Genomic DNA, 19,323 nt, shown 5'->3' with positions numbered 1-19,323 from the left:
CGTCGGCAGGTGTGGTCCGGGGTGCGATGGGACACTGCGTAAGGGCGGGGTCACGAAAGGAAGCGGTGGAGCCATGCGTATCGCTTACGAAGTAGGTCTTCCGCTGGTGGCTGAGGCGGACGTCAACGCGCCCTGGAACGCGCACGACACCCGGGTGCTGATCGTCGCCGTGCTGGGGATCGGCATCATCGTGGCGTTGATCGTCGGGTTCAAGGTGCACGCGTTCCTGGCCCTCACGATCGGGGCGCTGTTCGTCGGCCTCGCGTCCGGGATCGGCGCGGGCGCGGTCACCAAGGCGTACGAGAACGGCGTCGGCAGCGTCCTCGGGTACGTCGGTGTACTGATCGCGCTCGGCGCCATGGTCGGCAAACTGCTCGCCGACTCCGGCGGCGCGGACCAGGTGGTCGACACGCTGCTGCGCGGCAGGGCCGCCGGGCTGCCGTGGAAGATGGCGCTGATCGCGTTCATCATCGGCATCCCGATGTTCTTCGAGATCGGCCTGGTGCTGCTGATCCCGGTCGTGGTCCTCGCGGTCCGGCGCACCGGTGCCCGCGCCATGCTGCTCGGGATCCCGGCGCTGGCGGGCCTGTCCGTCCTGCACGGTTTCGTGCCGCCGCACCCGGGTCCGCTGGCCGCGATCGGCGTCCTCGGCGGCAACGTCGGCATCACGCTGGCGCTCGGTCTGCTGGTCGCGATCCCGACGGTGATCGTCGCCGGGCCGGTGTTCGGTCGGCTGGCGGCGCAGTGGGTGCCGATCGGGGCCGCGGGCGCGGCGCTCGAGGTCGGCGCCGGGCATCAGCGGGCCGAAGTACACCCGGGCGGTTCGTCCGGAGCGTCGTCCGGGTCAGCTGGGGCCGGATCGGCTGGGTCGGCTGGGTCGGCTGGATCGGCTGGGTCGGTCGGGCCGGTCGGGCCGGTCGGGTCTGGCGGGTCTGGCGGGTCTGCCGGTGAGGCGGTGATGGACGGGGACGTGCCGGCCGGGTCGGTGCGCACCCGCACGCCGAGCTTCACCGCGACGATCGTGACGGTCCTGTTCCCGGTGGCGCTGATGCTGATCAAAGCCGCGTCCGACGTATGGATGAGCAAGGACAACCCGCTCTTCCCGGCCCTGCAGTTCATCGGCGATCCGGTCGTGGCGCTGCTGATCGCCGTCCTCCTCGCGATGTACACCTTCGGCACCGCGGTCGGTTTCGGCGTCCCGGAGCTCAGCCGGAAGATCGGCGAGAGCCTGCTCCCGATCTCCGGCGTGATGCTGATCGTCGGCGCCGGCGGCGGGTTCAAACAGGTCCTGGTGGACGGCGGGACCGGTACGGCGATCGCCAAGATCGCGATCGCGGCGAACCTGTCCGCCCTGCTGCTCGGCTGGATCGTCGCGGTCCTGATCCGGCTGGCCACCGGCTCCGCGACAGTCGCGACGGTCACCGCCGCGGGCATCGTCGCGCCGCTCGCGACCGGCGAGACTACGACGTACCTGGCCTTGGTGGTGCTGGCGATCGGCGCCGGCTCACTGTTCTTCTCGCACGTCAACGACGCCGGGTTCTGGCTGGTCAAGGAGTACTTCGGCATGACCGTCGGCGAGACCATCAAGACCTGGTCGGTGATGGAGACCATCATCTCGGTGATGGGTCTGGCGATGACGCTGCTCTTGTCCGCCTTCGTCTAGCGCGTCACGGGCCGTCAACGGGTGATGAGGTCGTGGGCCGGGGACGCGTCCCGGGGGAGCGGCTCGGCATGGATGGTCGCTGCGGCCAGGTGGGGTACGGCGTCGATCAGGGCGCGCTCCACCTGGTGGCTGAGATGGTGCGCGTCGACGAGCGACATACTGGACTCCACGGTGATTCGCGCTTCGGCGCGCAGGGTGTGGCCGAGCCAGCGAAGGTGGACGCCGGTCACGTCGAGGACGCCGGGAACGGCGCGGGTGACCTGCTCGGTCCGGTCGACAAGCGCGGGATCGACCGCGTCCATGAGGCGGCGATACACCTCGCGGGCAGCGTCCCGCAGCACGAACAGGATCGCCACCGTGATCACCAGGCCGATGATCGGGTCCGCGAGCGGGAAGCCGAGCCAGGCGCCGACGGCGCTGAGCACGACGGCCAGGCTGGTGTACCCGTCGGTGCGGGCGTGCAACCCGTCCGCGACCAGCGCGGCCGAGCCGATCCGGCGCCCGGTGCGGATCCGGTACTGCGCGACGAGCTCGTTCCCGGCGAACCCGACGACGCCGGCGACCGCCAGCACGCCGACCTGGCGGACGTCGGCGGGATGGACGAGCCGCGAGATCGCCTCGTACCCGGCGTACGCCGCCGAGGCCGCGATCAGCAGTACGACGACCACGCCGGCCAGATCCTCCGCGCGCCCGAATCCGTAGGTGTACGAGCGGGTCGCGACGCGACGGCCGGCCAGGAACGCGATCGCGAGCGGGATCGCGGTGAACGCGTCGGCGTAGTTGTGCAGGGTGTCGCCGAGCAGGGCGACCGATCCGGTCCGGACGACGATCACGGTCTGGATCGCTGCGGTGAGGACGAGTCCGGCGAAGCTCAGCTGGAGACAGCGGATGCCTTGCCGGCTGGTCTCGAGCGCCGCGTGACCATGACCGTGCCCGTGCCCATGGCCGTGTCCGTGTGATGTCTTCACCTTGCGCATACTACCTGCGCAAGCATGCAGGTACGCAAGTAGGCAGGTAGCGGCTACGCTCGACGGTATGCACTCGTCGATCGAGGACTTCGAGATGCCGAACGAGGAGCAGGTGCACCTCGCCGCGGAATCGTTCCGGCTGCTCGCCGACCCGACCCGGATCAAGGTTCTGTGGGCACTGCTCCAGGGCGAGTCGTCGGTCGCCTGCCTCGCCGAACTGGCGGGCGCCGCACCCACGGCGGTCAGCCAGCATCTGGCAAAGCTCCGCCTGGCCGGCCTGGTCAAAGGCCGTCGCGAAGGCACGTTCGTCTACTACTCGGCCGCCGACCACCACGTGCAGCGCCTCCTCGATCAGGCACTGTTCCACGCCGAGCACCTGGACCACTCGGATTAGCCGGCTGCTTGGTCGTCGAGTCGTGGAAAGTGGTTGTGGATCGGCGCCGTTCTTCACGACTCGGTGAATCGGGTGCGGACCAATACGCACGACTCGGCGAGGTGGCTCGACTCGGGTGACGGGCTCCAAGCCGGCCGACTGGGTCACTAACCGTTGTGAACCACTGCAATGGTTAGGGTGGCGTATGGATGTCGACGAGCGGTTCGACTGGGAAGGCCGATCGATCGCGTGGGGCCGCGCCGGCAGCGGTCCGCCGGTGGTGTTCTGTCACGGGACGCCGTTCTCCTCGCGGGTCTGGTCGCGGTACGCCGACGCGCTGAGTGCCGATTTCACGGTGCACCTGTGGGACATGCCCGGGTACGGCGAATCGTCCATGCACCCGGCTCACGCGGTGGATTTCGGAGCGCACGCCAAGGCGTTCGCGGCGTTGCTGGAGCACTGGGGACTGGACAGGCCGCACGTAGTCGCGCACGACTTCGGCGGGGCGGTCTCGCTGCGCGCCACGCTGGCCGAGAAGGCGGCGTACGCGTCGTTGATGCTCGTCGACGTGGTGGCGATCCCGCCGAGCGGTTCGCCGTTCTTCCAGTTCGTGAAGCGGCACCCGACGACGCTCGACGAGCTGCCGCCGTACATCCACGAAGCGATCCTGCGGGCTTATGTGAGTGCCGCGAGTCATCGCGGTCTGCGCGAGCACGAGCTGGCCGAGCTCGTCGCGCCGTGGCGCACCGAGGCGGGACAGCCTGCGTTCTACCGGCAGATCGCGCAGTACGACGAGAAGTTCCTGGCCGAGAACGAGCGCGGCCTGGGCGATCTGTCGATACCCGTGAAGGTGCTGTGGGGCCGCGACGACGCCTGGATCCCACCCGCGACCGGCCGGCGGCTGGCGAAGCTGATCCCCGGAGCGTCGTACGCCGAGGTGCCGGACGCGGGCCACCTGATGCAGTACGACGCGCCGGTCGCGCTGGCGACCGCGCTCCGGGAGTGGCTGTATTTCTGACCGTCTTCGCGGCTCTTTTCACAGGTGACGAGATCTGCGGTGGTGGTCGGCGGCGGGATCGTGGGGCTGGCTGTGGCGCGAAGCCTGCAGCGGCTCGACCCCGGTACGCCAGTGATCGTGCTGGAGAAGGAGCCGGCGGTCGGGGCACACCAGACCGGGCACAACTCGGGCGTGGTGCACTCCGGGCTGTATTACCGGCCGGGGTCGCTGAAGGCGCGGTTCGCGGTGACCGGCGGTGCGGCGCTGCGCGAGTACTGCGCGGAGAAGGGCATCCCGCTCGACGTGCCGGGGAAGCTGGTCGTCGCGACGACCGACACCGAGCTGCCGCAGCTCGACCGGCTGTTCGGTATCGGCCGCGAGAACGGGGTGCCCGTACGCCGCCTGAGCCTGGACGAGGTCGCCGAGCGGGAACCGCATCTGCGGGTGAAGGGCGCCTTGGCGGTCGACTCCACGGGCCGGGTGGACTTCAAGCTCGTGGCGGCCGCGCTCGCCGACGATGTGCGGGCGGCAGGCGGCGAGATCCGGACCGGTGTGACCGTGACGACTGTCGAGAACGCCGGCTCGGTCGTGCGGGTTCGGACGGCGGACGACGTGATCGAGGCCGATCGGGTCGCGGTGTGCGCCGGGCTGCACAGCGATCGGCTGGCGCGCGCGTCCGGCCTCGAACCCGGCGTGCGCATCCTGCCGTTCCGCGGCGAGTTCAGCGAGCTTGTCCCCGGGCGGGAGCATCTGGTGAAGGGGCTCGTCTACCCGGTGCCCGATCCCGACCTGCCGTTCCTCGGCGTCCATCTGACGCGGGGTATCGACGGTAGTGTCCACGTCGGCCCGAACGCCGTACCTGCGCTGTCCCGCGAGGGGTACTCGTGGTCGCGGATCGTCGTCCGGGACGTCTGGGAGTCCGCGACGTACCGCGGGTCCTGGAAGCTCGCCCGCCGGTACGCCCGGACCGGCGCGAAGGAGATCGTCCGCTCGCTCACCGGCCGCGCACTGGTCCGCGAGGCGCGGCGGATGCTGCCCGAGCTCCAGGTCGCCGACGTACGGCGGTCCGGTGCGGGGGTTCGCGCGCAGGCCGTCACCCGGGACGGCAAGCTCGTCGACGACTTCCTGTTCCTCCGCGACGGCCGCGCGCTGCATGTCCTCAACGCACCGTCACCCGCCGCCACCGCCTGCCTGGTCATCGGCGACCGAATCGCCGAAGAACTCTCCGCCGACCGAGCCTGACACGAACGCCGGGCGCGTCGTCTGACAAGTTGGGGTGTAGACCCCATGGTTGTTGGCTGACCGCGCAAGAAGACTGATTTCCCAGTAGGGCCGCCGTTTCCGGGGCGGCCAGGGAGGTCAGGGTGAGTAGTGTCGACGCGGTCGGTGAAGTCGAGCAGGGTGCGGCGATGCGGGCCGTTGACATAGCGATCGGCCTGCCGACGGTCACGGTGCTCGATCCCGTGGTCAAGGCGGTGCAGCTGATGGCGGTCGGGCGGATGCCCGGCCTGGTGGTCGTCGACGAGCGCAGCCGGCCGCTCGCGGTGCTGCCCGGTTCGCAGGTGCTGAAGCTCAGCATCCCCGCGGCGTACCAGGACGACCCGATGCTGTCGCGGGCCGTCGACGAGTCGTCGGCGGACGCGTTCTGGCGGGAGCTCGGGGGTCTGACGGTCGGTGACTGCCTGCCGCGCCCGATCGCCCGTCCGCTGACCGTGACCGCGGACGCGACGCTGCTGGAGATCGCCGCGCTGATGGCGCGCGGCCGCAGCCCGCTGGTCGCGGTGGTCGGCGCCGACGGCGTACTGACCGGTGTGATCACGCTCGACCGTCTGCTGACCAGCCTGGCCGTCGCCGGCCTCGACGACCAGCCGCCGGGGTGAGGCGTGAGGCCTCTCGTCGCGTTGGTGATCTTCGGCTTGGCGTTCTTCTACATCGCGACCGAGAAGGCCGACAAGGTCAAGGTGGTGCTGATCGGGGCCGGCGCCATGCTGGTCCTCGGCCTCGCGCCGGGCGCCGAGGTGTTCTACTCCGAGCACGCGGGGATCGACTGGAACGTGATCTTCCTGCTGCTCGGCATGATGATCGTGATCGGGATCGTCAAGCAGACCGGGGTCTTCGACTACCTCGGCATCTGGGCCGCGAAACGGTCCCGCGGCGAGCCGTACCGGCTGCTGCTGATGCTGATGCTGATCACCGCGGTCGCGTCGCCGTTCCTGGACAACGTGACCACGATCATGCTGGTCGCGCCGGTGACGATCGTGGTCTGCGAGCGGCTCCGGATCCCGCCGCAGCCGTACCTGATCGCCGAGGTGCTGGCGTCCAACATCGGCGGCGCCGCGACGCTGATCGGTGACCCGCCGAACATCATCATCGGCAGCCGGGCGGGCCTGTCGTTCAACGACTTCCTGGTGCACATGACGCCGATCGTGGTGATCGTGTTCGCACTGTTCGTCGTGCTGTCGAGATTCCTCTTCCGCAAGGCCCTCCGGCACAACCCCGAGCAGGTCGCCGCGATCCTCGCGCTGCAGGAGCGACGGGCGATCAAGGACCCGCGCCTGCTGGTGCGCTGCCTGGTGGTGCTCGCCGTGATGATCGCGGGCTTCTCACTGCACTCGGTCGTGCACCTGGAGCCGTCGCTGGTCGCGCTGATCGGCGCCGGCGTGATGATCCTGGTGGCGAAGGCCGACGTCGCCGAGGTACTGCGTGAGGTGGAGTGGGCCACGCTGGTGTTCTTCATGGGCCTGTTCGTGATGGTGTCGGCCCTGGTGCACACCGGCGTGATCGAGGCGATCGGCGACTGGGCGGTCGCCGCGATCGGGGACCGGTACCTCCTGGCGGCCACCGCACTGCTGTTCGGCTCCGGCGTCCTCGGAGCGTTCTTCGACAACATCCCGTACGTCGCGACGATGACCCCTGTCGTGGAAGGGGTCGTCGAGCAGGAACCGGAAGCGGGCCGGTCGCTGTGGTGGGCCTTCGCGCTGGGCGCCGACTTCGGCGGCAACGGTACGGCGGTCGCGGCCAGCGCCAACGTGGTCGCGCTGGGGATCGCGTCCCGCAGCGGGCACCACATCACGTTCTGGCAGTTCACCCGGTACGGCGCCGTGGTGACGGTGCTCTCGATCGCGCTGGCCTGGGTGTACGTATGGCTGCGCTACTTCGTCTGGTGAGCGACCGAGCGGAGCGCAACCTCGATCGTGCCCACCGCCGGCGCGCCGATCTCCACGCCCGGCACGTCGATCGCGAGCTCGAGGTAGGCCGGAAGCTCGGCCAGCGCCGTGACGTCACACCCGGCGACCGTCCGTGCGAGGGCCCGTTCGGTCTCGTCCAGCGCGAGATCGAGCGGAGCGAGGGCGTTGTCGACGGCCACCGCCGGTTCCACGATCCGGATCCGGATCTCACCGTCGATCCGGACGTCGAGGCCGTCGCGGCTGCGCGCGCTGACGGCGAACGGCCGGCGGGTGTATGCCCTCGGCAACCAGATGTACTGCTCCAGCAGGGGCAGACGGGCCGTGAAGCCGGCCTTCCGTACCCGGTGGACGCGGCCGGACCGCAGGACGACGAGCCACTGGCCGCGGGGGACCGTCCGTGGCTCGATCGCGGTGATCAGGGCGAGAACGACGAGTGCGGCCAGAATCGCCCACGCATGGGCGCTCGGCGCGGTTGCGAGATACATGGTGCCTCCCGGCGGCCGGTGCCCTTCCAGTCTGACCGGCGCACCAGGGGAGAGACCATGAGTGCCAGCACCCACTTTCGCCTGCGCGCATGGACTTCGCCGGGGCCGTTGATGGAGGGTGGAGGAGTGAAAACGGGAGCAGGAATGCCTTTGTACTGGCGGGTCTGCCTGATCAACGGACTGGTGTTCGTGGTCGGAACCGCCGCGTTGGCGCTGGCCCCGGTGACGGTGTCCGCGACCGTCCTCGTGTCGGAGGCCGTCGTCCTCGTGCTCGGCCTGATCGGCATCGTCGTGCTGAACTCGATCCTGCTGCGGACGAGTCTGGCGCCCCTCGACCGCCTGATCCGGCTGATGGCCACGGTCGACCTGCAACGCCCGGGCCGGCGGTTGCCCGAGTCGCGCAACGGCGCGGTCGAACCGCTCGTGCGCGGCTTCAACGCGATGCTCGAGCGCCTGGAGACCGAGCGCGGGCGCAGCAACGCGAAGGCGCTCGCCGCGCAGGAGGCAGAACGGCACCGGATCGCCCGCGAGTTGCACGACGAGATCGGCCAGGGGCTGACCGCCGTACTGCTCGGGCTCAAACAGTTGTCGTCCGCGGTCCCCGAGCCGGTGCGGAACGACCTGCTGGAGGTGCAGGAGACCGCCCGCGCGACCCTCGACGAGGTCCGGGGTGTGGCTCGGCGGCTGCGGCCGGGTGTCCTCGAAGACCTTGGTCTGCAGGCCGCGCTGACCGCGCTCGCGACCGAGTTCTCGTCGCACGGGATGCACGTACGGCGGGTCACGTCGCCCGGCCTGCCCGAGCTGGGCGCCGAGCGGGAGCTGGTGGTCTACCGGGTCGCCCAGGAAGCGCTCACCAACGCGGCCCGCCACTCACAGGCGCGCAGTGTGTGCCTGGCACTGCGACGGCAAGGCCCGGAGGTGATCCTCACGGTCGACGACGACGGCGTCGGGCTGCGCGGCGCCGAGGAAGGCACCGGGATCCGGGGTATGCGGGAGCGGTCGCTGCTGATCGGAGCCGAGCTGACCGTCGGACCGGGAGATACCGGTACGTCGGTGCGCCTGGCAGTTCCGGTGGAGCAGCGATGATTCGGATCCTGCTGGCCGACGACCATGCCCTGGTACGTCGCGGCGTGCGGCTGATCCTGGACAGCGAACCGGACCTGCAGGTGGTCGCCGAGGCCGGGGACGGCGCGGAGGCGCTGCAGGCGTTCCGCGACACCGAGATCGATCTGGCGGTGCTCGACGTCGCGATGCCGCGGATGACCGGGCTGCAGGCGGCGCGGGAGCTGTCCCGCCGGCGCGAACCGCCGCGGATCCTGATGCTGTCGATGTACGACAACGAGCAGTACTTCTTCGCGGCCCTGAAGGCGGGCGCCTGCGGGTACGTGCTGAAATCGGTCGCGGACCGGGATCTCGTCGACGCGTGCCGCGCCGCCGGGCGCGGCGAGTCGTTCCTGTACCCCGGCGTGATGAGCACGCTGGTGCGTGACTACCTGGACCGGGTCCGGCGGGGGGAGCGGGTTCCCGGTCAGGTTCTCAGCGCGCGCGAGGACGAGGTCGTGAAGCTGATCGCGGAAGGCCACCCGTCGAAGGAGATCGCGCGCATCCTGACGATCAGCCACAAGACCGTCGAGCGGCACCGCGCCAACATCCTGCAGAAGCTCGGCATGCGCGACCGCACCGAGCTGACCCGGTACGCGATCCGCGCCGGCCTGATCGAGCCGTGATCTCATACCGCCTCGCTGAGCTGGCCGAGGCGGCGCAGACGATCAAGGGACGGGTCAGCGGGCGTCCCAGCCGCGGCGGGGCGAGTGTGTGGTCGGGCGGGCGTCGCGGCTGCGGTAGACGATGTACGGGCGGGTGAGGTAGCCGAGCGGCGCGCTGAAGACGTGGACCAGGCGGGTGAACGGCCAGAGCGCGAAGAGCGCGATCGCGACGAGACCGTGGAGCTGGAAGGTCAAGGGAGCCTCAGCCATCAGATCCGGGTGCAGATCGAAGCGGAAGATGCCGCGGAACCAGATCGACACACCTTCGCGATAGTCGTAGTCGCCGACCAGGTTGGCGACCACTGTGTTGGCCAGACCGAGCAGGATCACCGTCGCCAGGACGGCGTACATCAGCTTGTCCATCCGTGTCGTGGCGGAGAAGACCGGCCCGACCGTACGACGGCGATAGATGAGGATCGTGAGGCCGACGAGCGTGCAGAACCCGGCGATCGCGCCGATCGACACCGCGAAGAAGTGGTACAGCCCCTCGGAGACGCCGACGGCGTCGGTCCACGACTTCGGGATGCCGAGTCCCATCACGTGCCCGAGGAACACCGCGAGGATGCCGAAGTGGAACAGCGGGCTGCCCCAGCGCAGCAGCCGGTCCTCGTACAGCTGTGACGACCGCGTGGTCCAGCCGAACTTGTCGTACCGGTACCGCCAGATGTGCCCGACGACGAACACAGTCAGGCAGACGTACGGGAAGACCACCCACAGGATCTCGTCCATCAGCGCGCTCCGGGAAAGGTCGGCATCGGGAGGACGGCCGGATCGAAGGCCGGGACCGCGTACGGCGTGAGCCCGACCTCCTCCTGCGGCGGGCCCTCGGCGGCGAGCCGGGCGATCGCGTCCCGTTCGTCGCCCTGCAGCGGCGGCAGCGTCGCGGTGACCGCGAGCACCGCGCCGTACCAGGGCGAGTCGCCGTCGGCGAGCGCGAGCCGGAGCAGTTCGAGCCCCGCCCGGTGGTCGAGCAGCAGCCGGTGGCCGAGCTTCTGGTCGACCGTCGCGGCGTACTCCAGGACGACGCAGAGGTGATCGGGCAGCTCGGAGTCGTCGAGGACGAAACCGGATCGCAGGTAGGTCTGCTTGAACCGCAACAGCGCGACGCCGCGGCGGCGGGTGTCGCCGTGGGCGAAGTACGTGAGGTAGAGGTTGTGCCGCCGCCGGCTGTCGAACGTCTCGACGTACCGCGCCTGCAGGTCCGGAAGGTGGCCGGCAGCAAGCTGTTCGAGGGTGGCCGTGAGCGGTTCGGCAAGGCTGCTCGGGAGCCGGTCGAGGGCACGCCGGACGAGCGGCAGACGCTCGACCAGGATCTCGTCGGGGTAGTCGAGCAGCAACGACGCGGACTGCCAGGCGATCGTCAGTTGTCCGGCCGGCAGGGCCGGGGCGGGATGCTTCATCCGGGGTGCTCCTCGTCGTCCGGCCGCCTCGGGAACAGGCCGTCGGGCTTGCCTTTGCCGTCCCAGTTGAGCAGGTTGACCCGCGCCTGCTTGTCCTCCGGCGAGGCGATCCCCTCCGACGTCTGGCGGTCCTTGAGCATCTGGAAGTTCTCGACCGCGATCGGCGTCGGTACGCCGGAGCCCTCGCCGAACGGCCCCGATCCACCCATCCCCGGTCCGCCCTCGTAGTCGAGCGAGCAGGCCAGCTCCTCGAGCTCGTGGGCCTGCTCGGCGTGGGCCGCCGGGATCACGTAGCGCTCGTCGTACTTCGCGAGGGCGAGCAACCGGTACATGTCGTACACGTCCTCCTCGCTCATCCCGACCGCCGCCGGGATGCTGCCGTCCGGATCACGGCCCAGGTTGATGTCGCGCATGTACGAGCGCATCGCGGCGAGCTTGCGCAGCACCTGGTCGACCGGTGCGACGTCGCCCGCGGTGAACAGTTCGGCCAGGTACTCGATCGGGATCCGCAGCGCGTCGATGGCCGCGAACAGGTTGTCCTTGCGCTCGGCGTCCTCACCGGTCTCGCGGACCACGTCGACGACCGGTGACAGCGGCGGGATGTACCAGACCATCGGCAGCGTCCGGTACTCCGGATGCAGCGGCAACGCCACGCGGAAGCGGTTGATCAGCGCGTACACCGGCGATCGCCGGGCCGCCTCGATCCAGTCCGCCGGGATCCCGGCCCGCTCGGCCTCCCGCTGGACGGCGGGATCGAAGGGGTCGAGGAACACGTCCCGCTGCGCCTCGTACAGGCCCTGCTCGTCGGGCACGGACCCGGCGGCCAGCACCTTGTCGGCGTCGTACAGCACGAGACCGATGTAGCGCAGCCGGCCGACGCAGGTCTCCGAGCAGACCGTCGGGAGACCGACCTCGACCCGCGGGAAGCAGAACGTGCACTTCTCCGCCTTGCCGGTGCGGTGGTTGAAGTAGACCTTCTTGTACGGGCAGCCGGAGACGCACATCCGCCAGCCGCGGCACCGGTCCTGGTCGACCAGCACGATGCCGTCCTCGGTGCGCTTGTAGATCGCGCCGCTCGGGCAGGACGCGGCGCAGGACGGGTTCAGGCAGTGCTCGCAGATCCGCGGCAGGTAGAACATGAAGGTCTGCTCGAACTCGAACCGGACCTTGTCGCCGACCTTCTTCAGGATCGGGTCCCGCTCGGCCGTCGCGGCGGACCCGCCGAGGTCGTCGTCCCAGTTCGCCGACCAGGTGATCTTCATGTCGTCGCCGGACAGCAACGACTTCGGCCGCGCGACCGGTGTGTGCTGCTGCGCCGGCGCGTCGGTCAGGTTCGCGTAGTCGTACGTCCAGGGCTCGTAGTAGTCGTGGATCGAGGGCAGCTTCGGGTTCGAGAAGATCGTCAGCAGCTTCTTCAGCCGGCCGCCGGACTTCAGCGTCAGCCGTCCACGCTTGGTGAGAGCCCAGCCGCCCTTCCACGTCTCCTGGTCCTCGTACGTGCGCGGGTACCCCTGCCCGGGTCGCGTCTCGACGTTGTTGAACCAGACGTACTCGGTGCCGGTGCGGTTCGTCCACGCCTGTTTGCAGGTCACCGAGCAGGTGTGGCACCCGATGCACTTGTCCAGGTTCATGACCATCGCCATCTGCGCCATCACCCGCATCAGTACGTCACCTCCTGCGAGCGCTTGCGGATCACGGTGACCTCGTCGCGCTGGTTCCCGGTCGGCCCGAGGTAGTTGAACGCGAAGGACAGTTGCGCGTACCCGCCGATCAGGTGCGAGGGCTTGATCAGCAGCCGGGTCAGCGAGTTGTGGATCCCGCCGCGTTTCCCAGAGGTCTCGGCCAGCGGTACGTCGATCAGCCGGTCCTGCGCGTGGTGCATGTAGACCGTGCCCTCGGGCATCCGGTGCGAGACGATCGCCCGCGCGACCACCACGCCGTTGCGGTTCACCGCCTCGATCCAGTCGTTGTCCACGATCCCCACCTTCGCGGCGTCCTGGTCGCTCATCCAGATCGTCTGCCCGCCGCGGCTGAGCGACAGCATGAACAGGTTGTCCTGGTACTCCGAATGGATCGACCATTTGTTGTGCGGTGTCAGGTAGCGAACCGTCACGCCGAGTTCCCCGACCGAACCGATCTCGGGCTCGGCGAACATCGCGCCCATGTCCAGCGGCCCGCGGTACACGGGCAGGTTCTCGCCGAGCTCGGTCATCCAGTCGTGGTCGAGGTAGAAGTGCTGGCGGCCGGTCAGCGTGTGCCACGGCTTGAGCCGCTCGACGTTGATCGTGAACGGCGAGTACCGGCGGCCGCCCGACTCCGAGCCGGACCATTCCGGCGAGGTGATGACCGGGACCGGTGCGGCCTGCGTGTCGGCGAACGTGATCTGCTTGCCCTCGTGCTCGGCCGCGAGGTCGTGCAGCGGCTTGCCGACGCGGCGCTCGAGGGTCTTGAAGCCCTCGGTGGCGAGCCGTCCGTTCGTCGTACCGGACAGGGCCAGGATCGCTTCGCAGGCGTGCACGTCACGCTTCAGCGACGGACGACCGTCGGCCGGCCCGCCGCGGACGGCGCCGTTCTTGGCGCGCAGGTACTCCACCGAGGCGGTCTCGTCGTACGTGACGCCCTTCGTGGTCGCGCCCAGCTTCTCCATCAGCGGACCGAGCGCGGACATCTTCGCCGCGACGGCCGCGTAGTCGCGCTCGACCTCGATCAGCTTCGGCATCGTGACGCCCGGCACCGGTTCGCACTCGCCGGCCTTCCAGTCGCGGACCGTGCCGTGCGGGGTGGCGAGCGCGTCCGGCGTGTCGTGCAGCAGCGGTACGGCGACCACGTCGCGGCGGGTGCCGAGCTGGGTGGCCGCGAGCGCGCTGAACTTCTCGGCGATCGCCTGCCACGCGTCCCAGTCGGTCCGGGTCTGCCACGGCGGCGCGATCGCCGGGTTGAACGAGTGCACGAACGGGTGCATGTCGGTGGTGTTCAGGTCGTGCTTCTCGTACCACGTCGCGGCGGGCAGGACGACGTCGGAGAACAGCGTCGTGCTGGTCTGCCGGAAGTCCAGCGTCAGCAGCAGGTCGAGCTTGCCGCGCGGAGCTTCGTCGTGCCATTCGACGTCCTGCGGATGCACGCCTTCGCTCGCGCGCAGCGAGGACCCGGCGCCGAGCAGATGCTCGAGGAAGTACTCGTTGCCCTTGGCCGACGAGCCGAGCAGGTTGGCGCGCCAGATCGAGAGGATGCGCGGGAAGTTCTCCGGCGCGTCCGGATCCTCGCAGGCGAACCGGAGGTCCCCGGACTTCAGCTGCTCGACGATGTGCTCGGCGACCGGCCGGTCCGCGGCCGCGGCCTCGTCGGCGAGGTCGTGCGGATTGCGGTTGAAGGTCGGGTACGACGGCATCCAGCCGAGCCGCGCGCTCATCGCGATCAGGTCCGCGGTGGTCTTGCCGCTCATACTGCCGGGCAGGTCCGAGAAGGCGTCCGCGCCGAACGAGTCGTAGCGGAACTGGTCCGTGTGCAGGTACCAGTAGGCGGTCTGGATCATCTGACGCGGCGGCCGCACCCAGTCCAGCCCGAACGCGAGCTGCGCCCAGCCCGTGATCGGGCGGCACTTCTCCTGACCGACGTAGTGCGCCCAGCCGCCGCCGTTGACGCCCTGGCAGCCGGTGAGCGTGGTGAGCGCGAGGAACGCCCGATAGATCGTGTCGGAGTGGAACCAGTGGTTGGTCCCGGCCCCCATCACGATCATCGACCGCCCCTTGGAGTCCTCGGCGTTCTGCGCGAACTCGCGGGCGATCCGGGCTGCCGCGGCGGCCGGTACGCCGGTGATGGGCTCCTGCCAGGCGGGGGTGTACGGCGCGAGGTCGTCGTACGACGCCGGCCAGTCGCCGGGGAGGCCGGGGCGCGCGACGCCGTACTGCGCGAGCATCAGGTCGTACACGGTCGTGACCAGGTGATCGCCGATGCGCCGGGTCGGAACGCCCCGCAGCAGGTGGCCGTCGGCATCGAATCTCGGCAGCGTCACAGGAACGCTCTCACGTCCCTGCAGCGTCAGGAGGGGATCGGTGGAGCCCAGGTCCAGGTTCCACCGGCCTTGTCCTGCTTCGCCGAAGCGGTGGCCGAGCGAGCCGTTCGGGACCACCGGCTGACCTGTGGTGGTGTCCAGGACCACAGGCTTGAACGCGGCGTTCTCCTCCGTGCTGCCGAGGTCGGCCGCGGTGAGGAACTTACCGGGGCGGTAGCTGCCGTCGGTCTCGTCGAGGCGGATCAGGTACGGCAGATCGGTGTAGCTCTTGGCGTACTTCGTGAAGTACGGCGTCTCGCGGTCGACGAAGAACTCCTGCAGGATCACGTGCCCCATGGCCATCGCCAGCGCGCCGTCCGTACCGGGTGCTGCCGGCAACCACTCGTCGGCGAACTTCACGTTGTCGGCGTAGTCCGGCGCGACCGCGACCACCTTCTGCCCGCGGTACCGGGCCTCCGCCATCCAATGCGCGTCCGGCGTCCGCGTGACCGGCAGGTTCGAACCCCACATGATCAGGTAGCCGGCGTCCCACCAGTCGCCGGACTCCGGTACGTCGGTCTGGTCGCCGAACACCTGCGGCGACGCGACCGGCAGGTCGGCGTACCAGTCGTAGAACGACAGCATCGTCCCGCCGATCAGCGACGTGAACCGGGCGCCGGACGCGTGCGACACCATCGACATCGCCGGAATCGGGGAGAACCCGGCGATCCGGTCCGGCCCCCATTTCTTCAGCGTGTGCACGTACGCCGCCGCGACGAGCTCGGTCGCCTCGTCCCAGGTCGAGCGGACGAGCCCGCCCTTGCCGCGCGCGGACTTGTACCGGTGCGCGAGCTCCGGGTCGTCGACGATGTGCGCCCACGCCGCCACGGGGTCGCCGTACTGCGCCTTCGCCTGCCGGTACAGGTCGAGCAGGACGCCGCGGACGTACGGGTAGCGGATGCGCGTGGGGGAGTAGGTGTACCAGGAGAACGCGGCGCCGCGCGGGCAACCGCGGGGTTCGTACTCCGGCTTGTCCGGACCGACCGACGGATAGTCGGTCTGCTGGGTCTCCCAGGTGATGATGCCGTCCTTGACGTACACCTTCCACGAGCACGAACCTGTGCAGTTCACGCCGTGCGTCGACCGGACCACCTTGTCGTGGCTCCAGCGGTCGCGGTAGAAGTCGTCCGCGCCGCGGCCACCGCGTTTGGTGAGGGTGCGCAGGTCGTCGGAAACAGTGCCTTTGGTGAAGTAGCGACGGGTACGGATCAGAGCTTCGGTCAGCTCGCCGTCCAGACTCATGCGGCTCCCTCGATCGGTGTGGTGCGCGACTCCTGAGGACTCGGTTGAGCGGTCCTCCTCACAATGGTCAGCGTGAGCAGCAGCGTCAAGGCCGCTGTGATCGACAGCAGCGTCAGGCCGATCCCGTACGACTGCGTGCGGCCGTAGACGTAGCCCATGATCAGCGGCGGCACGAAGCCGCCCAGGCCGCCCGCGGCGCCGACGAGTCCGGTGACGCCGCCGACGCGGGCCGGGTCCGTCACCTTGGCGACCAGCGCGAAGGTGGCGCCGCTGCCGCCGCCGAGCGCGGCAGCCATCCCCAGGAAGGCGATCGTCCCGACAGGCTGGAGCAGTGGTGTCGTGGCGGCCACCGCGGCACCGACGACCACGACCCCGTAGCAGCTCGCCAGCACCGGGATCGGGCCGAACTTGTCCGACAGCCAGCCGCCGACCGGGCGCATCACGACGGCGACGACGACGAAACCGGCCATCCGGTTGGCCGCGTCCGCGGCGCTCAGGTCGTAGGCGGTCTTCAGGTACGACGGGAGGTACACCGAGAACGCGACGTATCCGCCGAACGCGACCGCGTACAGGATGCAGGCCTGCCAGCTGATCGGGAGCTTCGCGTTCGCGACCAGTCGCTGCACGAACCCGCCCTGCGCCGGGCGGCGGTTCGGGGCGTCCCGGAGCACGAACCAGGCGATGACGGCGTACGCCGCGAGGCTGATCGCGGTGAGCAGGAACGGGATCTGGTGCCCGGCGTTGCTGTAGAGCTTGACCGTGGTGAGCGCGCTGATCGCCGTACCGCCCATGCCGGCGCCGAAGATGCCGATCGCCAGGCCGCGGCGCTCCGGCGGGAACCACGCGTTCACGAACGGCACGCCGACCGCGAACGCGGTGCCGCCGATGCCGAGGAAGAACCCGCCGACCAGCAGCGCGGCGTAGGAGTCCAGCGCGAAGAACTCGATGAACAGGATCGGCACGATCGTCGCCGCGGACACCAGCGGGAACATCACCCGGCCGCCGTACCGGTCGGTGAGCGCGCCGATCGGGATCCGCCCGAGCGAGCCGACGAGCACCGGCACGGCGACCAGCAGCGCCACATCGGACTCGGTCAGCGTGCCGAGCGTGCCCTGCGTCCGGAAGAGCGGGCCGAGCGGGCTGAGCAGCGCCCAGGCCCAGAAGTTGACCGCGAACCCGATCGTGGCGACAGCGAGCATCAACCACGGGGAACGTACTGCGGTCCTGTCGCCGCCGGTGCTGTCCATGATCAGCTCCCCTTGTCGGGCGGGTCCCCTTGTCATAGTGCTCCCGCCGGTCGCCGTTGTGTCGATCTCTATGCCCACCACTGGCAATTTTCGAACCAACCGATGAAAGCCCGTGATGGTTCAGCAGCCTGCCGTCCGTCCCGGGCGTGGCAGTAGGGCCGAAGGTCCTCCGTGTGGCGGACACTGAGGGGCAGCAGTTCTGCGAAAGGGGGCCTGGGTTGACGATTACGGGACTCGAGACGCTGCGGGGATATCAGCGGGGCTGGCTGCGGTCGGACGTGGTCGCCGGGCTGACGGTGGCGGCGTACTTCGTGCCGCAGGTGATGGCGTACGCCCAGCTCGCCGGCCTGCCCGCGGTGGCCGGTTTGTGGGCCTCGCTCGGTCCGCTCGTGCTGTACTTCCTGCTCGGCACGTCGCGGCTGCTGTCGATCGGCCCGGAGTCGACGACCGCGCTGCTGACCGCCGCGGCGATCGGCCCGCTCGCGGCCGGGGACCCGGCGCGGTACGCCGGGCTGGCCGCCGTACTCGCGCTGATGGTCGGCGCGATCTGCGTCGCCGGATGGGCCGCGCGACTGGGGTTCCTCGCGGACCTGCTGTCGAAACCGGTGCTGATCGGCTACCTGGCCGGCATCGCGGTTCTGATGATCACCGGCCAGCTCGGACGGCTGACCGGGGCTCCGGTCGAGGGTGACTCGCCGGTGGCCGAGGTGGTGTCGGCGATCCGCCTGATCCCTGAGTGGGATCTCGCCCCGGTGCTGCTCTCGGTGACGGCGCTGGCGTTGCTGCTCGCCCTGGCGCGATGGACGCCGCGGCTGCCCGGCCCGCTGATCGTCGTGGCGCTGGCAGCGCTGGTGACCTGGATGGCCGGCCTCGGCGACAAGGGCGTGGCTCTGGTCGGTTCGGTGCCCAGCGGCCTGCCGGTCCCGCAGGTGCCCTCGATCGATCCGCAGGACGTCGCGATGCTGGCGCTACCCGCCGTCGGCGTCGCGCTCGTCGGCTACACCGACACGGTGCTCACGGCCCGCGCCTTCGCCAGCCGCGGCGGTGGGAACATCGATCCCGGTCGTGAGCTGCTCGTCCTCGGCCTCGCCAACGTGTCCGCGGGCCTGCTGCGGGGCTTCCCGGTGAGCAGCAGCGGCAGCCGCACCGCCCTGGCGGAGGCTTCCAGCGCCAAGAGCCAGGTCTACTCGCTGGTGGCCGCGCTGACGATCGTTGCGACGCTGCTCTTCGCCGGGCCGCTGCTCGAGACGTTCCCGATCCCCGCGCTCGGCGCCCTCGTCGTCTACGCCGCGCTGCGCCTGATCGACGTACCCGAGTTCCGCCGGATCGCGTCGTTCCGGCGCAGCGAGTTGCTGTTGGCGGTGGCAACGACCATCGGCGTGGTCGCGCTCGGCGTCCTGTACGGCGTCCTCGTCGCCGTCGGGCTGTCCGTCATCGACCTGCTGCGGCGGGTGGCCCGGCCGCACGACGGGATCCTCGGCTACGTGCCCGGGATCGCCGGGATGCACGACATCGACGACTACCCGGACGCGCGGCCGGTGCCCGGCCTGGTCGTCTACCGCTACGACTCGCCGCTGTTCTTCGCGAACGCCGAGGACTTCCACCGCCGTGCGCTCGCCGCCGCCGACGACTCGCCCACGCCGGTGCGCTGGTTGCTGCTGAACACCGAGGCGAACGTCGAGATCGACATCACCGCGATCGACGCGCTCGACGCACTGCGCGAGGAGCTGGCGGCGCGCGGCATCGTGCTCGCGCTGGCCCGGGTCAAGCAGGACCTTCGCGACGACCTCGAAGCCGCCGGCTTCCTCGAACGCCTCGGCCCGGGCCGCGTCTTCTACACCCTTCCGACCGCCGTCGAGGCCTTCAAGAAGGAGTCACCGGGAAGCTAGGGCATGCCTGATAATCCAGCGCCTACTGCGGGGCACTCGCGACGGCGCTGGATT

Annotated in this window: 16 protein-coding genes; 9 read left to right on the top strand and 7 right to left on the bottom strand. The window is 69.8% G+C overall.

Annotated features, from left to right (window positions below; translation table 11 throughout):
• Positions 1-73: 73 nt before the first annotated feature.
• Positions 74-1,663 (top strand): gluconate transporter, encoded by a 1,590-nt coding sequence (locus AB0I12_RS13175; protein ID WP_359928763.1) that lies wholly within the window; start codon positions 74-76, stop codon positions 1,661-1,663.
• Positions 1,664-1,677: 14 nt separating this feature from the next.
• On the opposite strand, the gene AB0I12_RS13170 is transcribed toward AB0I12_RS13175, so the two are convergent.
• A complete protein-coding gene (locus AB0I12_RS13170; RefSeq protein ID WP_359928761.1) occupies positions 1,678-2,631 on the bottom strand; it encodes a cation diffusion facilitator family transporter in 954 nt (317 codons plus the stop codon).
• 67 nt (positions 2,632-2,698) lie between these two features.
• On the opposite strand from AB0I12_RS13170, the gene AB0I12_RS13165 reads away from it, so the two are divergent.
• The 5 genes from AB0I12_RS13165 (at position 2,699) to AB0I12_RS13145 (ending at position 7,168) form a co-directional block, all read left to right on the top strand.
• Positions 2,699-3,025, top strand: a complete 327-nt coding sequence (locus tag AB0I12_RS13165; RefSeq protein ID WP_359928759.1) for a metalloregulator ArsR/SmtB family transcription factor — start codon at positions 2,699-2,701, stop codon at positions 3,023-3,025.
• A 184-nt stretch (positions 3,026-3,209) separates the two neighbouring features.
• A complete protein-coding gene (locus AB0I12_RS13160; protein ID WP_359928755.1) occupies positions 3,210-4,022 on the top strand; it encodes an alpha/beta hydrolase in 813 nt (270 codons plus the stop codon).
• A 24-nt stretch (positions 4,023-4,046) separates the two neighbouring features.
• Positions 4,047-5,243 (top strand): L-2-hydroxyglutarate oxidase, encoded by a 1,197-nt coding sequence (gene lhgO / locus AB0I12_RS13155; protein WP_359928753.1) that lies wholly within the window; start codon positions 4,047-4,049, stop codon positions 5,241-5,243.
• 122 nt (positions 5,244-5,365) lie between these two features.
• The gene (locus AB0I12_RS13150) at positions 5,366-5,881 is read left to right on the top strand and encodes a CBS domain-containing protein (protein ID WP_359928751.1); all 516 of its coding nucleotides are present in this window, start codon (positions 5,366-5,368) and stop codon (positions 5,879-5,881) included.
• Positions 5,882-5,884: 3 nt separating this feature from the next.
• Positions 5,885-7,168: an ArsB/NhaD family transporter gene (locus AB0I12_RS13145; protein ID WP_359928749.1), complete on the top strand. Its 1,284-nt coding sequence runs from the start codon at positions 5,885-5,887 to the stop codon at positions 7,166-7,168.
• Here AB0I12_RS13145 and AB0I12_RS13140 read toward each other — a convergent pair.
• Complete coding sequence (locus AB0I12_RS13140; RefSeq protein WP_359928747.1) at positions 7,153-7,674, bottom strand: SPFH domain-containing protein; 522 nt, start codon at positions 7,672-7,674, stop codon at positions 7,153-7,155. The two genes, AB0I12_RS13145 and AB0I12_RS13140, sit on opposite strands and share 16 nt — an antisense overlap.
• A 144-nt stretch (positions 7,675-7,818) precedes the next feature.
• Between AB0I12_RS13140 and AB0I12_RS13135 the strand changes: the two genes are divergently transcribed.
• Both AB0I12_RS13135 and AB0I12_RS13130 read left to right on the top strand, forming a co-directional pair.
• Positions 7,819-8,760, top strand: coding sequence for a sensor histidine kinase (locus AB0I12_RS13135; protein WP_359928746.1), 942 nt, complete (start codon positions 7,819-7,821; stop codon positions 8,758-8,760).
• Complete coding sequence (locus tag AB0I12_RS13130) at positions 8,757-9,401, top strand: response regulator transcription factor (RefSeq protein WP_359928744.1); 645 nt, start codon at positions 8,757-8,759, stop codon at positions 9,399-9,401. The genes AB0I12_RS13135 and AB0I12_RS13130 overlap by 4 nt, the downstream gene beginning before the upstream one ends.
• 54 nt (positions 9,402-9,455) lie before the next feature.
• Here AB0I12_RS13130 and narI read toward each other — a convergent pair whose 3' ends face one another.
• The 5 genes from narI to AB0I12_RS13105 are packed head-to-tail and all read right to left on the bottom strand — an operon-like array spanning position 9,456 to position 17,380.
• A complete protein-coding gene (narI, locus tag AB0I12_RS13125; RefSeq protein WP_359928742.1) occupies positions 9,456-10,169 on the bottom strand; it encodes a respiratory nitrate reductase subunit gamma in 714 nt (237 codons plus the stop codon).
• A complete protein-coding gene (gene narJ / locus AB0I12_RS13120; RefSeq protein WP_359928740.1) occupies positions 10,169-10,840 on the bottom strand; it encodes a nitrate reductase molybdenum cofactor assembly chaperone in 672 nt (223 codons plus the stop codon). Before narJ ends, narI begins: the two co-directional genes overlap by 1 nt.
• Entirely contained in the window at positions 10,837-12,501 is a 1,665-nt protein-coding gene (gene narH / locus AB0I12_RS13115) for a nitrate reductase subunit beta (protein WP_359928739.1), read from the bottom strand. The genes narJ and narH overlap by 4 nt, the downstream gene beginning before the upstream one ends.
• Positions 12,501-16,133 (bottom strand): nitrate reductase subunit alpha, encoded by a 3,633-nt coding sequence (locus AB0I12_RS13110; RefSeq protein ID WP_359928737.1) that lies wholly within the window; start codon positions 16,131-16,133, stop codon positions 12,501-12,503. The genes narH and AB0I12_RS13110 overlap by 1 nt, the downstream gene beginning before the upstream one ends.
• On the bottom strand, positions 16,130-17,380 hold the full coding sequence (locus AB0I12_RS13105) for an MFS transporter (RefSeq protein ID WP_359928735.1): 1,251 nt from the start codon (positions 17,378-17,380) through the stop codon (positions 16,130-16,132). Before AB0I12_RS13105 ends, AB0I12_RS13110 begins: the two co-directional genes overlap by 4 nt.
• A gap of 218 nt (positions 17,381-17,598) precedes the next feature.
• On the opposite strand from AB0I12_RS13105, the gene sulP reads away from it, so the two are divergent.
• Positions 17,599-19,269: a sulfate permease gene (sulP, locus tag AB0I12_RS13100; RefSeq protein WP_359928733.1), complete on the top strand. Its 1,671-nt coding sequence runs from the start codon at positions 17,599-17,601 to the stop codon at positions 19,267-19,269.
• Positions 19,270-19,323: the final 54 nt, after the last annotated feature.

The organism is Kribbella sp. NPDC050459 (assembly GCF_040655315.1).
Taxonomy (GTDB): Bacteria; Actinomycetota; Actinomycetes; order Propionibacteriales; family Kribbellaceae; genus Kribbella.
Note: the sequence above shows the minus strand (reverse complement) of the source record. Positions and strands in the feature narration are given on the sequence as shown.

What these genes read in the sequence shown, in the direction of transcription:
- narH (WP_359928739.1), bottom strand. Translation starts at nt 12,501, where the DNA reads ATGCGGGTGATGGCGCAGATGGCGATGGTCATGAACCTGGACAAGTGC.
- AB0I12_RS13130 (WP_359928744.1), top strand. Translation starts at nt 8,757, where the DNA reads ATGATTCGGATCCTGCTGGCCGACGACCATGCCCTGGTACGTCGCGGC.
- AB0I12_RS13140 (WP_359928747.1), bottom strand. Translation starts at nt 7,674, where the DNA reads ATGTATCTCGCAACCGCGCCGAGCGCCCATGCGTGGGCGATTCTGGCC.
- AB0I12_RS13165 (WP_359928759.1), top strand. Translation starts at nt 2,699, where the DNA reads ATGCACTCGTCGATCGAGGACTTCGAGATGCCGAACGAGGAGCAGGTG.
- AB0I12_RS13105 (WP_359928735.1), bottom strand. Translation starts at nt 17,380, where the DNA reads ATGGACAGCACCGGCGGCGACAGGACCGCAGTACGTTCCCCGTGGTTG.
- AB0I12_RS13135 (WP_359928746.1), top strand. Translation starts at nt 7,819, where the DNA reads ATGCCTTTGTACTGGCGGGTCTGCCTGATCAACGGACTGGTGTTCGTG.
- AB0I12_RS13110 (WP_359928737.1), bottom strand. Translation starts at nt 16,133, where the DNA reads ATGAGTCTGGACGGCGAGCTGACCGAAGCTCTGATCCGTACCCGTCGC.
- AB0I12_RS13160 (WP_359928755.1), top strand. Translation starts at nt 3,210, where the DNA reads ATGGATGTCGACGAGCGGTTCGACTGGGAAGGCCGATCGATCGCGTGG.
- AB0I12_RS13175 (WP_359928763.1), top strand. Translation starts at nt 74, where the DNA reads ATGCGTATCGCTTACGAAGTAGGTCTTCCGCTGGTGGCTGAGGCGGAC.
- narI (WP_359928742.1), bottom strand. Translation starts at nt 10,169, where the DNA reads ATGGACGAGATCCTGTGGGTGGTCTTCCCGTACGTCTGCCTGACTGTG.
- narJ (WP_359928740.1), bottom strand. Translation starts at nt 10,840, where the DNA reads ATGAAGCATCCCGCCCCGGCCCTGCCGGCCGGACAACTGACGATCGCC.